The sequence below is a fragment of the Microbacterium sp. PI-1 genome (genome assembly GCF_004337555.1).
Lineage (GTDB): Bacteria > Actinomycetota > Actinomycetes > Actinomycetales > Microbacteriaceae > Microbacterium > Microbacterium aurugineum.
Map to the genome: position 1 here is coordinate 42,340 of NZ_SJYZ01000009.1, position 14,453 is coordinate 56,792.

Sequence of the window (14,453 nt, forward strand, 5' to 3'; positions counted from 1 at the left end):
TGACTCCCCTCAGCGGCTCGCGGATCTCTGACGCCACTGGGGAGGCACAGATCCGCCCGGCAAACGAAGCAGCGCCCGGCACTCGATTGAGTGCCGGGCGCTTGCCTGTTCGGGAATCTACATCGCAGGCTTCGTCATCATGCTGTCTCTGCGAACTGGGGAATGAGAGTGAAGATTTCGCGCGGACCATCCGCGCTGCTGGAGCCAGAGATGAACCGCAGATCGCCGGAGGCTTCGAACCATTCGCGAACACGATCGCCGAAGTCAACGGTGTCGTCCTCCAGGCTGATGAGCTCTGTGCCTCTGTTGCCGAAGCCGTATTCGCGCATACGCTCGACCTCTGCATCATCCATGAGCACGTAGATCTTGTGGCTTCCATCCCAGCAGATTCCAGCGGATTCAGCCAAAGCTGAGTCAACAGAATCCCATAGGTCTCGATTCGCGACGCGCCCTGCGTCAACGGGGAGGCCGGTCTTGTGATCGAAAATCATCTCGGACATAGTGAACTGCTTTCTACCCGTTTCAATGGGTCATTGTTGATGAGTGGCTCGGTTGAGCCGATTCTGTGGGTCGGTCGGATCGCGCGCTCCGCCGAGGTCTGGGGAAATAGAGCGCGATGCTCTATTTGGGTGATGCACTCTCGATTCAGTTTTCACTATTCAGAAGCGCTGCCTTGGATCTTTGTTTCCTCCCCGCGGCGGCTTGTGTTAATAACCATATGAGGCGCCAAATAGGGTGCGCAAGCCACTCTTGGCGACCAAATAGTCGCACGGGGATTAGGCTCGTTTTGCCGCTGAATCATTGGGGTCGTCCAACGAATCCGCAAAAACTTTAAAAAAACCGTCTTTCTCGGACGTCCATCCCGGGCGTGTCGCCACAGGCTGGCCGTAGGAGGCGATCTAAGCGCCTCGGGGAGTCCCGATGGCGTCATTGCGCGTCTCGGAGGCTCCTGGCTCAGGTGCGGGCAGCCACGATAAAGGCCGGGGCGTCCATGCCCCGGCCTCATGTGGTTGGTGCTGGCTCTTAGGCCAGTCGGTGGTTTGCTAGAGCTTTCTGTTCCAGTCCTCGAGCACGAAATCAGAGCAACCTGGACGCGACTCCTTCTCGTAGCAGTAGGAGAAAATGAAGTCAGACTTGATGTCCTCCGTGCTTATCGATTCAACATCGAGGAGTCCCCAGTCTGCGTCGTCCCGATGGGCGAAGGCTCCTGCGTAGAGATCTTGGACTCCTGTGCAAGCGTCATAGACGGGATCGATCAGGGCCGTGAACTGTGCCTCCTCGTCAGCCAACATTGCGTCCAAGGTTGCCTGCTCTTCGTCTGAGACAGCGCCATCCGCGTAAATTGCGTCATACTCTGCGCCGAAGAGTGGATGAGTGGCGTAGTGCTGGTTCATTGCGATGCTGGAAGCGGCGAAGGCGGCATCACAGGCGGGGCTTGCCTCTTCGGAAACTGGCTCGCGTTCCAGATTCACAATGACTATGATTCCCCCGACGACGGCCACCGCCACGAAGAGAGCGATGATTCCGCCCCAGCCCGACTTCTTGGGCTTGGACGCCGGAACTTGGCCATGCGCGCTCGTCGCCGGGGCTGCCTGTGGAATCGGTTGAGCTGCAGGACGCTCGCTATATGGTCGCTCGGTGGACACTAAATCGTCTCCACTACAGCAGTCAGCGAGTATCCGTGAATAAGACCGCTGCCGCTGATCGACACGATGCGGCACGGAGGGAACGACTCAAGCCGAGAGCGCAGCAGCTGGGCGGCTGCGTCCTCAGTGCTCTGCCCCGATGAAAGCTTGTAGGGGCCGTTGATGACGACGACGCTTTGTTGGGGTATCAGCGGCACGGTTCACGCTCCTTGAATGAGATCCTCTCCATCTAACACCAGCACAAAATCGGCACGGGTATGTGACCTGAACGACGTCAGGCTGGTCGTAGCTGTCCGCCTGACGAAGTCGCAGCGCGAAACCGAATGATGACACCAGAGATCGATAGTCGACGCTCAGATCGCGAGCTATGACCTCGATACGTTCGTGAGTTGACCGGGTGAGTTGACCGCGAAAGTCAAGCGATGCGACGAGCCGCGAGAAATCAAACTCTCAGAAAGAATGGTTCAAATCCCACCGTCACCGCCACCACGAAGGCCCCGACTCCCTTGGAAACAGTGGGATACGGGGCCTTCTTCTGGTCTGGAGCGGCGGTTGCGGTAACGCAGCGGTAACGGTCTTGCAGTTCGACCAGAAGTCAGAAGCCGGCGGCTGTCGAGCCTCCTGGTCAGGTGCAGGTTCTGGAACGTCACAGGTTCGTTGGGTCGGGCACCACGTCTCGCATCCGCCCCTCGACAGGAGGCCTCGATGAACGATGTCGCCGAGAAATTGCAGACTGCGTTGGCCGCGGTCCGGACATCGACAGATTCCGCACTAGCTGGATGGGCCTGGGCGGAACCAAGTTATCGTGCATCTCCCGTACGAGCTTTCTTGGGGGAGAGTGCTCCGCTCACTATCGCCGATGAAGGCATGCCCGCGATGGAAAGCGCGATGGGGACGCTCCTGAGAGATCAGCGAGTGACGAGAAACTGGCGCGAAGAAGATCTCTGGACCGCGGTCTTGTCCTTGCTCGCGGCCGCATCAGTGGGTCATGCGCCCGATTTCGCTGAGGCGGTCGAGCGAATCGTAAAGCCCCGCCCAGTTCGCATTGCTGCCGCGCTGGCCAATGTGGCCTGGACGAGCGAGCCAAGCGCGTTCGGAAGCCTAGCCATAGCAAAGGTTCAGGACGAGGCGGGTGCGCGCCAGTTAGCGGCTTCCCTGAGCCTCACAGACTCCGCCGAAACAGCATTCGTTTCTTATGCTCAACAGCTGCTCCGAGAGTTTGGCGACTTCGTTTTGGCGACATCCACCACTCCTCGACAGGGTCAACTCGCGATGGAGGACTTCGAACGAACGCTTGAAGACCTCATTGGGCTCTCGTTGATGTTGTCGGGTGACCTTGCCGACTACGGGATCTTCTCACTTCGGGGAGCGACAAATAGGCCGGGAATTCGCGGCACCACTCTGGACCGCTCTGCTGTAAGCACGTTGCTGGCGACCAGCGGTGCCGGTGAACTCGCCGACCGAGTTCTTACGATCACCGGATGGAGCGCCGGCAACAATTTCCGATGGCATAGCGCAGATCCGTTACCCCTGGACCGCATCCTCTCAGCTGACCGGTGTTCCCGCATTGGAGATCTATTGGTTGCGCCGGACGCGATCGCACAAAGGCTGCGTGTGGCTGGGCGCTGGTACGCTCGTGCGTTCTGGGCCGAGGCGCAGGACGACGCGGCCCTCGCAGTGAGCGTCGCCTTGGATTCGATGCTCACGGGGAAAGACGCGGTGCCTGGAGCAGTTAGTAAAGGCCGGTTCGCGCTGCTCGAACGTGACCCAGCTGCTCGAGCTGCTCGGTTTGATCGCTACGAAGAGGTATATCGTGTTCGATCGGCGGTCGCACACGGTGGGGACGCGAGTCGCGGACTTGCGCGAATCGGTGGTGCGCGATCGATTCTTGAAGATGCCCAGTGGGTCGCGATGCAGCTGCTGGAACTACGAGAAATTTCAGCACCGGATGACGACAAACAGTTCCGTGAACTCTGGTCCGCCATACAGTGGGGAACTGTCAGTTGGGCCCACCCGCCTAGCAGTTCCATCTAGTAGCCGCGCTTGAGGAAGAACGGACGCCGATAGTTCGGATAACTGTGAATATCGACGGTTAGAAACACGCCCCGTGAAGTGAGATGAGGCTGAGCACGAGCTTAACGCGTCATGCGCTCGATTACGAGTGAATCTGTCGTTTCTGCTCGTTTCTGGACACCAGCCGGACCGGAGGCTCGCCCGGCTGTAGATGCCGGCGTCGCAGCACTACTCGTGAGGATGGCGCATAGGTCGACCGTCGCCGAGACGCCTCGGAGCACCATGTTGGGTCCCGTCTCGGCTTCCAGGGAGATCGAAGCCGTACCGGCGGTTGAGAGAACCACACGTCCGCTTTGCAGCACGCGGTCCACGAGACTGCCGAGACGCGTGTAACGACGCCCCTCGAATCGCTCCGCATCGTTGCCGCGCGCGGTGTGGATGAACAGCAGGTCGGAGTCCGGGTCGGAGTGGGGGATCACCAGGCGCGCGAACGCAGCGTCCTCGCCGAGGTGCGGGTGTCTGGCTGGCCGATAGAATTCGGCTCATGAACGAGCCATCCGAGGCGGACGCACAGGTCCCTGCGCGGAACCGCAAGCGGAATCTGATCATCGGGGCAGTAGCGGTCGTCGTCCTTATCGCCGCCGGGATCACGACGGGGGTGGTGGTGTCGGATGCGAACGCTCGAGCGGAAGCCCAAGCTCAGGCTGAAGCGCAGGCGGAGGCCGATCGTGTTCAGGAGGAGAAGGATCTCGCGGAGGCGCTCGAGGACGCGCAGACAGCGCTCGACGCCGGTGAATCTCGGTACAGCGAGTCTGAGTCCTACGGCGATGTGGCGAAGCGGGAGGAGCTTCGTGCAGAGCTTGATGCTCTCGCAGAGCTTCTCGATTCATCGAAGCCGTCAACGGGCGACCTTAAGGAGGCTGCGACGTCGGTCGACGTCGCAGTTCTGTTGGTTGGCTCGAAGGAGCAGCGTGATGCGGAGCTGGCCGCCGCGGCCGATCAGGCGCTCGATGACCAGTACGACACTCTGGCAGCGTCGCTCGAGGGGAACCGGATGATCCCGCCGTACGACGGTCGCGAGTACTGCGAGTACCTGCACGAGTTCTACACCCCGGACAACGTCTACCCGTTGCTGTGGGGCGACCAGACCGAGTCCCGTCAGATCGACATCGCCGCGGTGCGCGTCTACTGCCCGGAGTTCGCGCCGAAGATGGATATGGTGCTCACCGGCTTCTACGATGGCGACCATGTCGTCGGCCAGACCATTCAGCCCGGGACGTACCGCACAGCTGCGGGCGTGAAGGACTGCTACTGGGAGCGCAACAACGGCTCCGGCGACATCCTCGACAACAACTTCGTCGGCGCAGCCCACAACGGTGTGACCGTGACCGTGAACGCCGGCGAGGGCTTCACGACGAGCGGTTGTGGCCTGTGGGTGCCGGCGGGCTGACCTGAGAGTATGGATCTCACGGGTCATGATCTGTCCGCTCGGCGGATCAGGCTCGGGCGGCATGTCAAGTGGCGGGATGTGCCCCAACTACCGAGCGGCCTTACGCTCCTTGCGAAGAGCCTTCTTGTCATCCTTCGAAGCCCAGCCGAGCAGCTTCTTGTACTCCTGTGCCGAGCCATGGCAGACCGCGGACTTGCCGTCGCGAAACTTGATCTCGAAGAGGATCGTCGCCTGCCCCGGGTTACCGAAACTCGTCACGGTGAGATCGGCGAGCGTCTTTCCCACCTCGAAGAGCGCCGACGTTGCCGTGACGCTGTTGAGGAACCGATCCGACTTCATCTCGATCGACTCCACGGTTTGACGACTGATCGACCATCGTTTCATGCCCCATCGCGTCGAGATCTCACGCGACATCACCTGATAGTCCTTCTTCAGAGGAAGATCCCCAGCTACCACCTGCATGCGATCAGCATAGGGGTGTCTCGGCTATGGAGCGTGGTGCCGGTGCTCAGTCGCACGCCATGCCCCGATGTTCCCGAAGGAGATCCGGCCGGCGTCGGTGATCTCCAGTGCGCGGAGAGAGCGTGTCAGACGCGGTTGAGTCCGTGGTTGATACTGTCCAGCGCCCGCTTGAAGTGACTCTCAGCGGCGTTGATATCCCGAAGTGGCGTTGAGGGATCGAAGACCCGCAGTAGCGAGTATCGGAAGGTCGACGGATCCCGCCCCTTGAGCGCCACGTTACCTCCGTGCCCGTTGGCGGCATAGGTGCGCCAGCGCTGCAGGATGTTCTCGGCCCCGTCGGCCTTGCCTACGTAGTGGCGACCGTCGCGGGTGTCAGTGATCAGATAGATCCCGACAACCGACGAGAGCGCTGTCTGCCAGGCGGCGTAGCGACGCTCCTTCACGACCGCCTTCAGCACGTCATACGAGACGACCAGTTGATCGAATCCCGGGAATCGCGGAGGCTGAGCATCGGCGACCTCGAGCACCGGGTACGTCGCGGCGGTCGGGCCGTAGACGCGCCACACCCGTCCTGCCTTCCAGCCGATCACGAGTCGGCCGAGCAGGTCATGGAGGTGATCGGTCTCGACGAGGTCGAACTCACGGAGCTCACCGTCGTTCGAGAGCTCTCCCCGGTTCTCGACGACGCGCCAGAGGCGCCCACGATCGCCGCCCTCCGGCATGAAAACGATCCAGAATCGCGCCGGGGTGACGGGGAAGATCTGCGACTTCGCAGACTGGCGGCGTGTGTACGCGAGGATGTCGTCGTCCGTCGAGCCTGCGTGCACGCCAGCAAGGCGGCTCGACGCAGGCTCCGCGTTGTAGGCATGCCGGATGACCAACACGTCCTGGATGGACAGCGACTCCGAGTCGAGGATCGTTCCGAGCATCAACGGCATGGGACTGAGACTATCGACCAAGAGGATGCGCGACGTCGGCGAGGGTGAACTGCTCGCGAGACCGGAGGCTTCGACTCCAACGGCCCCCAGCGAAGTCGCCAGGGGCCGTTTGAGTCATCCTCAGCAGATCACTGGAGGGTGAACGTCGCGCGCCCGATCTCGGTCATGCCGAGGTCGTTGGAGGCGACCAGCTCGACGGGGGTGGTCTCGTCGTCCAGCTCGTAGGCGACGGCGTTGGCGACCGTGCCGCCGTTCTTGATGTCCTGAAGCTGCGAGTCGAGGAACTGAGCGTCCGGGAGGGAGGCGACGTTGAGCTCGTTCACAGCGTTCGGGTCGTTGTCCTGAATCGCAGTGAAAGTGCCGACCCAGGCGGTCGTCGGATCGATCGCGTCGTCGGAGGTGTTCGTGACCTCGTACCAGAACGCGATGACGGGCTTCTCGCCGTACTCGTTCCCGGGCTGGCCGACCGCGATCTTCTTCGTGTCGGTGATGGTGACCGTGTACTCAGGCAGGGTCAGCACGTTGTCGGCGAACGATGCATCGCTGCTCGCCTCCTCGACGGTGGCCGTGTCCTCGGAGACAGCCGTGGTGGTCTCCGGCTTCGGCTCGGTGGCCGGAGCCGAGCATCCGCTGAGCAGCAGGGCGACGACCCCAAGAGCGAGCATGGCAGAGTTGTTTGTCGATAGGCGCATGAGCGCATCCCCCAAGAGCGTGTGTGAACGCCGACGATAAGTCAGCGAATCTCAAGCTAGCGCCTCACGGTCACCGCACAGCCCGCTGAAAGAACTGGACGAGGCGATCGTTATCAGCCCGTCATCGGATGGCGCGCTAGCAGGTTTGCACTGGTGAGCGAGCAGTTGCTCGGCGTCCATTCTAGGTGTGTCCGGGTGTGCAAGTCGCAGGAGTCCGCCGACCCTTCACTGGATGCCGGCCGGTACGGAGGCTCGCCCCGCTGTAGATGCCGGCGTCGCAGCACTACTCTCGGCATTGCAGAGACGCCTCAAGGAGTGGAGCACGTGATGAGCGATCCGAAGCTGGGCCCGGAAACGGAAGCGGCGATTGAGCGAGCACTCGACTCCGCACAACTTCGTGGAGGTGACGCGACGTCGACCGCCTCGGTGATTCATCACGAGCCAGGTGAGTCAGCGGTGGACGATGGCGCAGCGGGGGACGGCGACTAGCGGATCAGCCCCGTAGTCATACCGACATCTCGGTCTTGTGCTCAGAAGGGTCCACAGGGGATCCCGATGGGGTCAGAGGGCGGTAGGGGCTGCCTGTTGCTCTGATTCTGGGGACGAGGCTGGGGAGGCCTCACGCGGGATGCCCCATTGGCGGTGCCCCTCCGTCGCACACGCGGCATCCCGCACACCAGGCACGGCGATCGCGCTTTCAGCGCAGCCAGGCTCCTCGGATCATGCCAGGCGCTACGCGGTCGGCGCAGCGGGGACGTTCTTCTTGGCGCCGCGGATGGCGAAGGCGACGAAGATGACCCCAAGGATGCCGACTGTGGGTTCAATAACGTTCGCGACGTAGACGATATCGCTCGGTGTCCCCACTCCCGCGGCGAAGACGGAGAAGTCCCACAGTCCGTGCAGGAGCATCGCCCACAACAGCGAGCCCGTGACGCGGCGCAGGATGTAGAAGACCGTACCCGCAAGGAAAGCCGTGAGCACCTGCGACGCGGTTCCAGCGACAGGGGCGCCGAGGGCGATGTTCACCAGGTGGCTGAGACCGAACAGAAGGGAGGTGAGGAACCAGACCCAGCCCTCGCCGAGACGACTCCGGAACCCGACCACGAGAAGGCCGCGGTTGACGATCTCTTCGGTGAATCCGACGAGCGCGAGAGTCAGCGAGGCCGCGAGAAACGCGCCACTGTATGCCGACCAGTCGGTTCCTGCGAGGTTCATGATGGCCGCGATGGTCATCAGGATCGGAATGAAAAGCAGCCACCGGTGGCGGCTTCGCGTCTGCTCGACCATCACGGGGCGCCACCAGCCCAGCAGGCTCGTGGTGATCGCCAGCAAGATGGACGCGATGATCAGCGACAGACCGGCGCCGGAGAAGAGGTTGCCCGCGCTGTCGCCCCAGCTGTCGTAGGGAACACCGCCGAGAGACTGGATCGCGAAGACGAGGATCAGATATCCGGCCCAGATGGCCAGCCCGATCCACGCGCGCGGGCGCACCCGCAGGCCATCAGTTGTCGAATCCATCGCTCTGCTCCCTACCTCGGGCGGGCACGCCTTCTTCGGATCACGGCATCCATTCCTGGAACTCTCGCCCCAACGCTGAGGGGTGACAGTTAGTCCACGCCGGATTCTCGCCACGTGAGTGATGATGACCGTCCGGTAACGATGACCATCAGCGCCTTTCGCGTCTCGCACTGCGACCCGAAGGTGTCAGTAGGCGCTGATACGGTCAGCGTCGACATCAACCTGCTCGGAGAGGCACCCCTTGAACATCACAGCACCCAAGCTCGGCGCGACCATCGCAGTTCTCGCACTCCTCGGCATCAGCGCCGTGGGGTGCTCGTCGCCGGAGTCGTCCGGCTCGTCCTCGAACGAGGGTTCGAAGCCGGGAACCGAGCAGGTCCAGGAGGAGGAAGCTCCGGAGCCGGTGAGCCTGGAAGGCTCCTGGAAGCAGAACAACTCCAACTCCGAGGACGCCTGGCAGCAGGCCACGATCACCGGCGACACGATCGAGGTCTACTGGGTCGCAGACGGCGGCGACACGAAGTCCCTGTACTGGGCCGGCACCGTCGCGGTCCCCGCAGAGGGTGACTCGTTCACCTTCGACTCGACCAACGACACGACCAAGACCGAGTCCTCGATCATGGCTTCCAGCGACGCGACCAAGACGTTCACGTACGAGAACAACGAGCTCAGCTACGAGGTCACCGCGATGGGCACGACGATGACGGTGCGCCTAAGCCGCGAGTGATCTCTGCGCCTTGACGTAACACGGCCCCCGCGCGCTCGGAGAGAGTGGTGGGGGCTGTGTCGCGCCGGCTGTGGATGTAGAGGTGCTCAAAGTGCCGGCAAGTGGGTACGCGAGTTTGCTCCAGGCGAGGGATGGAATGCAATCGGACTTCGAGCGTGTCCAGCGCTACGATCAGGGTGTGAAACGCACGATGACGCTGCTGGGTCTGCTTGCACTTGTCCTCACCGGCTGCGCCTCACCCGCCCCCATCGAAACTCCGGCGTTTGAAATACCGAAAGGTTTCGACTTCGAGAACCTTTACACGTCTGGGATCTGGGTCAGTACCCCTGAGCACGGCGGTAGCGAGTGCGGAGAAGGTGCACTCTTTGATTGCTGGAACGTCGTGATCCAGGCGAATGAACGGTGCGAAGGCTACTTCGAGATCTCGATGCGCGAACTAAATGCCTCTGGTGGCGCGCTCTCGAGCTACATCGAGTACGCGAAAGCGAGAGTCGCTGCAGATCAGCGTCAGAGCTTCTCCTGGGACTCGCAGTGGTGGGCCGAAGAAGTCATCGACACAATCGAAGTCGAGAACGTAAAGTGCGTCGACGTGAACTTGTGAGCGATGATGTTGCGGTTCACAGCGTGCGGCGCAACGATACGTGACGAAACGCCCCTCACTCCGCGACGCCTTCGTTCTCGCTGATGCCGAGTTCGAGACGAACAATGCAGGCGTTCCCGCAGGCATCCGAACTGATCAGTGTTGTACCAGCAGACGCGGATGGTGCTGACTCGGATGGCTGACGCCGATGCGTGGCTAGGTCTGTGAGTCTGTCGGCTGCGCCGCGAAGTCCCGGCGCTTCATCAGTGCATCTACACCGAGAATGTCGGCGAGCTTTGCGACGTCGCGGCCGCCAGGGACGCGGTTGAGCATGTACTCGGGCGGGAACTTTTCGAGCAGCGGGTTCTCCCCGGCGAACGAGCGGGTCGTCTTCAGAGAGAAGATGCGAGTGGTGTCGAGCGCGCGGAAACTGTCGATCGAGATGATCGAGGTCTGAGGGTTTCCCCAAATGAGCCGGTCGAGGGACTTGGTGCCGGTCCAGTGTTGCTTGATGCGCTTCTGGATGCCGACCGAGGCGTCCGTGGCGCCGACGTAGGCCTGGCGGGACTCGTCGAGCACCATGATGTAGAGCCCAGCGACACCGTCCCATTTCGTGAGGTCGGTGACTTCGACCATGCGGCGCTGGCTCTTCACAGCGCGCTGCAGCGCGGCGTCGAACGCAGCGTGGTTGAGGGAGGCGAAGTGCGCCATGTTGAGGTCATAGTTCGCCAGCGCCTGGATCTGCATCTCCTCGCACCAGGCGTCCGTGTAGACCCGGTGCTCGGCGTCCTCGTATCGGTAGCCGACTGAGTCCCACAAATCCGGGTCCATCTCGCGATGCCAGCGCGGCAGGGACGAGCGCCTGTTGATCCGGGCGTAGGTGTCGCGCGTCATCCGCAGGCTCAGCCCGCGAGTTGCACGGATGGGGATACCGAAGTGCACCGCGGACTCGGACGTGGACGCGCTGGATCGCCGGCGGCCGCGGGGCGGGATCTTGACCGAGACTCCCCAGACCTTCCTGGCGAGATACGTCTGCCAGCGGTGCCAGATGAGCGTGTGCCCGCCGTCCACGAGCGCCTGCAGGCTCGCGTTGGCGTCGGCGCCGATCTCGACGTTGAAGATGCGAGACGGGTCGAACTCGTGATGCTCACCCTCGGGGATCCGCCCGAGGGTGTCCAGCTCCCACGGGTCGGCATCGATCACCAGGAAGCCTGTGTCGGTCAGCTCGCGACGCAACTGGGCTGCGTCCTGTGTCGTTGGCGCCCACACGAGGGTCTCGCGCGGGGTGCTGGTGACCTCGAGTTCCATCGGCGCTGTCAGCTCGCAGGGCGCCATGCGGCGGCCTCGGCGGCCATCTTTGCGCGCGCGCGGCTCAGTCGTGCGAGCTTGCCGGGGTTCTTGTCCAGGTTGATCGGCGGGGCGAAGTGCATGATGACGGCGGTCTCGACCTCGCCGAGCGGCACGGTCATGCCGGCTGGTGTCGGCCAGACGGCCAGTTGGAGGCGTGCGTGCATCCACTCGTTCAGGCGGGCGTCTCCACCCTCGGCGAGGGCGTAGTTCGCGAAGCGCTCGGGGCGCGCGAGGTTACGAGGTACGGCATGCAGGTCGAGCCCATCGCGCAGGAGAGCAGCGAAGGATCGCCGGACGGTCGAGCCGCCGGTGCGGGGCTTGGACCTCGGGTTGATGGCGAAGTGGCCGTTCAGGTCGCGGGAGACCAGGCTCGCCTCCGCCTTGCCGACGTAGAGAGGCACAGCGGGTGTCGGCTCGAGCTGCAGATCTCGCCAAGCCTGGTCGTCGCCGTAGATCGCGTACAGGCCCGGGCGCGACGGCACGTGTGCTGCAGCGTCCGTGATCGCCCAACGCTCTCCGGTGAGCGCTGCGACGGCGGCCGTGGCAAGATCCCGTACGGCGCCAGCGCTCACGCGGACTTCCTGCTGAAGTGCGCGCGCACATCGTCGACCTGCTCCGGGGTCAGCTCCCAGCGTTGGTTCTTGAGGTGGTCGGGGTAGCGCTCGCGCAGGTAGCGACGCACGGTGATCCCGGGCCGGTCTCCGTCGTTATGGCCGAGTTCTCGGCCGAGCTCGGCCGGAGTGATGACGTCGTGGGAAGAGGTCATGAGGTCATCATGCACGATGCCCTCGGTGACCGCATTCCCACGGATCTGAGACTGAAGGTCACGGAGCAGCGCTATCCATTCCGCACGGATCGTCCTAGCGTCCGCCTGTGGGCCAGATTCATTACCGCGACCGATACCGCCCGGTGACCCATCGACCGTTCTGCCAGCTGCCTGGGATCCACGTCCTCCCGATGTCCAACTGGCCGATCGCATGAGAGCCCACGAATCGGGGAAGCGCCTTGAGCCCGATGTCCGCGTCACTCATGCGGATCACGAACTCGCTGGCGAACCGGTCGATGCGCCCGGGCATGGCCCGGAGCAGGTCGGTGACCATCTCACCGGGCGTTTCCGCTATCGCCGATTCGAAAGCATCAGGCACCTGCTCCGCCATCTCCTTGAGCATCGCGAAAAACATCCCGCGGGGCACGCCGAGGACGTCCGCTGCGCGGGCGAGGTTGCGCCCGCTGATCTGACGGTATGGCCGCTCTTTGCCGTATTTCACAGCGGCAGCGGATTTGAACCAGACGCGGTCTTCGGGCCAGAGGCCGTGGGCGGAGATGAGATCATAGGCCGGCGCGAGACGGGTACTTCCGCTCACGTGCAGCAGGCTGTGATTCTTCGCATGTGCATCCACACCGGCGGTCAGAAGGTTGAAGACGAACAGCTGCGTGAGGGCCACACCATCGCGTACCCAGTACGCAGGCGATGACTCCCGCGACACGAGGGCCTCCATGTCAGCCATTGTCGGCCCACCGTCCTGCTCATACTTGCGTGAGGGGAGGACGCTGAGCGCCTGACAGAAGTCTTCTTGGTGGAATCGGCGGACGCTGCCGTCCTCTCGGACCTGACGGTCGTATCTCGTCGTGACGAAGGCTCTGATCCCATCGAATTCGAGGAGCTCGACCTTGGCCGTGCGAACGCCCATGGCGCGCGCGGCACGCATCGTCACGAACTCGACCGCTTGAACGTGGTCGTCGGTGTGACCGGTGGCGAGCACCATCCCAGGCTTGACGATGTGAGTGCTCGGCGCGCGCCCGTTCGGCTCGAACCATTTGCCGTCGATACGTGCCAGGGCGAACTTGCCCTGATTGCCGCCGAGCGAGAAGCGGCTCGCGTCGTCATCTCGGTCATCCACCCAGTGCTCGGGGTCGGCGAGGATGTCGCGCACCCGACGGGCGATGTCCCTCTCGGTCATCTCGGACAGCTCTCCCGCTTCTGCGGGCACCACATCTTCCGGGACGATCTGAACGGAGCCAGGTGCGTCTTCGCCCATGTGAGCAAGGAGGGTGAATGGGTCGGTGCGTCGCTCGCCGAATTTCGCGGCCCATCGGCTGCGGACTTCCTCGGCGTCGGGAAGCAGATTCGACAGCCACGGCATGACGACGTCGGGTCCGTGACCCAGCACGCTCTTGGGCATACTCGCCGATAGAGGAGTCGCTTCGGCGTCCCCGCGGTACTGGTCGTCGTAAAGGAACTCAACCAGGTCCTGTTCCCCGCGCATGAGCTTGCCGGCGAAGCGACCATCGAGCCAGACGTCGAGTGCGTCAGTCATTACAGATCCTCGAAGAGCTGATCGAGGTCGCCGGAGGGCTGGTCCAGCTCGAGCGAGACCGTGTACTCAAGGGCTGCGGCTACAGACACGGCGGCGCTGAGCGAGGGATCGACCTTGCCGTTCTCGAGGTCATGCACCCAACGGCGGCTCTTGCCGACCGCCTGGGCGAGTTCATCCTGGGTGATGTTCCTGGCTAGTCTGGTTCTCCGGACGAACTGCGCGAAGGCCCGTACGGAGGGCATCAGGGTTCCCATGTCTCTCCTTGAGTGAAGAATACTTCTCATCGACTTCTATGAGAAGTATACTGCACAACTCTCGAAAAGAGAAGTATTCTGCACATGCCTATGCTCAGGCGGGGCGGGGGCATCGGCCCGGAGCCTAGCCTGAGGACTACTTCTCGGGCACCGTGGGGTCGTCCGGGATCGCGACGCCCAGAACCTTGCATGTCTTCTTGAGGTCCAGATCGACCATCACGAACTGCAGGCGCTCTGCCTCGGACGTATCCGCCAGCCATGCGACCTCAAGTCGTACCGGTGCTGGGTGTGGGGCAACGCGGTCGAGGTCGCGGATACCTACGGCTCAGGCTAGCCGAGCGATCGCGGCTGATACTCTCATCGCAATAACCACGCGGCAGCGGGACGGGCCGAGGCCAAGCGAATAGAAGGCTCAAGGGAGCCGGGATCAGCATCCGGGTAGCCGAGGAGAAAGCTGAGGACGCCAGGCGCGCGGGACGAGCGCGCGGTCAGCGGCGAGGCGGTT

The 14,453-nt window shown here is 62.9% G+C and carries 16 protein-coding genes; 5 read left to right on the top strand and 11 right to left on the bottom strand.

Annotation, left to right across the window (positions count from 1 at the left end; translation table 11 throughout):
* Positions 1–137: 137 nt before the first annotated feature.
* Positions 138–500, bottom strand: coding sequence for a hypothetical protein (locus E0W80_RS09490; protein ID WP_131492254.1), 363 nt, complete (start codon positions 498–500; stop codon positions 138–140).
* 543 nt (positions 501–1,043) lie between these two features.
* Positions 1,044–1,508 (bottom strand): hypothetical protein, encoded by a 465-nt coding sequence (locus E0W80_RS09495; protein WP_131492255.1) that lies wholly within the window; start codon positions 1,506–1,508, stop codon positions 1,044–1,046.
* A gap of 843 nt (positions 1,509–2,351) precedes the next feature.
* On the opposite strand from E0W80_RS09495, the gene E0W80_RS09500 reads away from it, so the two are divergent.
* Together E0W80_RS09500 and E0W80_RS09505 are read left to right on the top strand one after the other, a co-directional pair.
* Positions 2,352–3,680: a hypothetical protein gene (locus E0W80_RS09500; RefSeq protein ID WP_131492256.1), complete on the top strand. Its 1,329-nt coding sequence runs from the start codon at positions 2,352–2,354 to the stop codon at positions 3,678–3,680.
* A gap of 523 nt (positions 3,681–4,203) precedes the next feature.
* Positions 4,204–5,109 (top strand): hypothetical protein, encoded by a 906-nt coding sequence (locus tag E0W80_RS09505; RefSeq protein WP_131492257.1) that lies wholly within the window; start codon positions 4,204–4,206, stop codon positions 5,107–5,109.
* Between the two features lie 87 nt (positions 5,110–5,196).
* Here the strand turns inward: E0W80_RS09505 and E0W80_RS09510 are convergent, their stop codons facing one another.
* The 3 genes from E0W80_RS09510 to E0W80_RS09520 form a co-directional block, all read right to left on the bottom strand.
* Positions 5,197–5,571, bottom strand: coding sequence for a hypothetical protein (locus E0W80_RS09510; RefSeq protein WP_131492258.1), 375 nt, complete (start codon positions 5,569–5,571; stop codon positions 5,197–5,199).
* A gap of 125 nt (positions 5,572–5,696) precedes the next feature.
* Entirely contained in the window at positions 5,697–6,509 is an 813-nt protein-coding gene (locus E0W80_RS09515; RefSeq protein WP_131492259.1) for a GIY-YIG nuclease family protein, read from the bottom strand.
* A gap of 128 nt (positions 6,510–6,637) precedes the next feature.
* Entirely contained in the window at positions 6,638–7,174 is a 537-nt protein-coding gene (locus E0W80_RS09520) for a DUF5067 domain-containing protein (protein ID WP_131492260.1), read from the bottom strand.
* Positions 7,175–7,528: 354 nt separating this feature from the next.
* Here E0W80_RS09520 and E0W80_RS19130 point away from each other — a divergent pair, with 354 nt between their 5' ends.
* A complete protein-coding gene (locus tag E0W80_RS19130; RefSeq protein ID WP_165875433.1) occupies positions 7,529–7,690 on the top strand; it encodes a hypothetical protein in 162 nt (53 codons plus the stop codon).
* Positions 7,691–7,933: 243 nt separating this feature from the next.
* On the opposite strand, the gene E0W80_RS09525 is transcribed toward E0W80_RS19130, so the two are convergent.
* Positions 7,934–8,719, bottom strand: a complete 786-nt coding sequence (locus E0W80_RS09525) for a CPBP family intramembrane glutamic endopeptidase (protein WP_240740501.1) — start codon at positions 8,717–8,719, stop codon at positions 7,934–7,936.
* A gap of 241 nt (positions 8,720–8,960) precedes the next feature.
* Between E0W80_RS09525 and E0W80_RS09530 the strand changes: the two genes are divergently transcribed.
* Both E0W80_RS09530 and E0W80_RS09535 read left to right on the top strand, forming a co-directional pair.
* Entirely contained in the window at positions 8,961–9,446 is a 486-nt protein-coding gene (locus E0W80_RS09530) for a hypothetical protein (protein WP_205802329.1), read from the top strand.
* Between the two features lie 136 nt (positions 9,447–9,582).
* Entirely contained in the window at positions 9,583–10,047 is a 465-nt protein-coding gene (locus E0W80_RS09535; protein ID WP_205802330.1) for a hypothetical protein, read from the top strand.
* Between the two features lie 195 nt (positions 10,048–10,242).
* Here E0W80_RS09535 and E0W80_RS09540 read toward each other — a convergent pair whose 3' ends face one another.
* The 5 genes from E0W80_RS09540 to E0W80_RS09560 form a co-directional block, all read right to left on the bottom strand.
* Entirely contained in the window at positions 10,243–11,361 is a 1,119-nt protein-coding gene (locus tag E0W80_RS09540; protein ID WP_131492262.1) for a hypothetical protein, read from the bottom strand.
* On the bottom strand, positions 11,343–11,948 hold the full coding sequence (locus E0W80_RS09545; protein ID WP_131492263.1) for a GIY-YIG nuclease family protein: 606 nt from the start codon (positions 11,946–11,948) through the stop codon (positions 11,343–11,345). The genes E0W80_RS09540 and E0W80_RS09545 overlap by 19 nt, the downstream gene beginning before the upstream one ends.
* Positions 11,945–12,142, bottom strand: a complete 198-nt coding sequence (locus E0W80_RS09550; protein WP_131492264.1) for a hypothetical protein — start codon at positions 12,140–12,142, stop codon at positions 11,945–11,947. The genes E0W80_RS09545 and E0W80_RS09550 overlap by 4 nt, the downstream gene beginning before the upstream one ends.
* A gap of 121 nt (positions 12,143–12,263) precedes the next feature.
* Positions 12,264–13,694 carry a type II toxin-antitoxin system HipA family toxin gene (locus E0W80_RS09555; protein WP_131492265.1) on the bottom strand — a complete coding sequence of 477 codons (1,431 nt, stop codon included), beginning with the start codon at positions 13,692–13,694 and terminating at the stop codon, positions 12,264–12,266.
* Positions 13,694–13,948, bottom strand: coding sequence for a helix-turn-helix transcriptional regulator (locus E0W80_RS09560; RefSeq protein ID WP_240740502.1), 255 nt, complete (start codon positions 13,946–13,948; stop codon positions 13,694–13,696). Before E0W80_RS09560 ends, E0W80_RS09555 begins: the two co-directional genes overlap by 1 nt.
* Positions 13,949–14,453: the final 505 nt, after the last annotated feature.

Bases quoted from the DNA above. Each gene is read 5' to 3' on its own strand.
- E0W80_RS09490 (WP_131492254.1), bottom strand. From the start codon at position 500: ATGTCCGAGATGATTTTCGATCACAAGACCGGCCTCCCCGTTGACGCA.
- E0W80_RS09500 (WP_131492256.1), top strand. From the start codon at position 2,352: ATGAACGATGTCGCCGAGAAATTGCAGACTGCGTTGGCCGCGGTCCGG.
- E0W80_RS09505 (WP_131492257.1), top strand. From the start codon at position 4,204: ATGAACGAGCCATCCGAGGCGGACGCACAGGTCCCTGCGCGGAACCGC.
- E0W80_RS09510 (WP_131492258.1), bottom strand. From the start codon at position 5,571: ATGCAGGTGGTAGCTGGGGATCTTCCTCTGAAGAAGGACTATCAGGTG.
- E0W80_RS09515 (WP_131492259.1), bottom strand. From the start codon at position 6,509: ATGCCGTTGATGCTCGGAACGATCCTCGACTCGGAGTCGCTGTCCATC.
- E0W80_RS09520 (WP_131492260.1), bottom strand. From the start codon at position 7,174: ATGCTCGCTCTTGGGGTCGTCGCCCTGCTGCTCAGCGGATGCTCGGCT.
- E0W80_RS19130 (WP_165875433.1), top strand. From the start codon at position 7,529: ATGAGCGATCCGAAGCTGGGCCCGGAAACGGAAGCGGCGATTGAGCGA.
- E0W80_RS09525 (WP_240740501.1), bottom strand. From the start codon at position 8,719: ATGGATTCGACAACTGATGGCCTGCGGGTGCGCCCGCGCGCGTGGATC.
- E0W80_RS09535 (WP_205802330.1), top strand. From the start codon at position 9,583: ATGCAATCGGACTTCGAGCGTGTCCAGCGCTACGATCAGGGTGTGAAA.
- E0W80_RS09540 (WP_131492262.1), bottom strand. From the start codon at position 11,361: ATGGCGCCCTGCGAGCTGACAGCGCCGATGGAACTCGAGGTCACCAGC.
- E0W80_RS09550 (WP_131492264.1), bottom strand. From the start codon at position 12,142: ATGACCTCTTCCCACGACGTCATCACTCCGGCCGAGCTCGGCCGAGAA.
- E0W80_RS09555 (WP_131492265.1), bottom strand. From the start codon at position 13,694: ATGACTGACGCACTCGACGTCTGGCTCGATGGTCGCTTCGCCGGCAAG.
- E0W80_RS09560 (WP_240740502.1), bottom strand. From the start codon at position 13,948: ATGGGAACCCTGATGCCCTCCGTACGGGCCTTCGCGCAGTTCGTCCGG.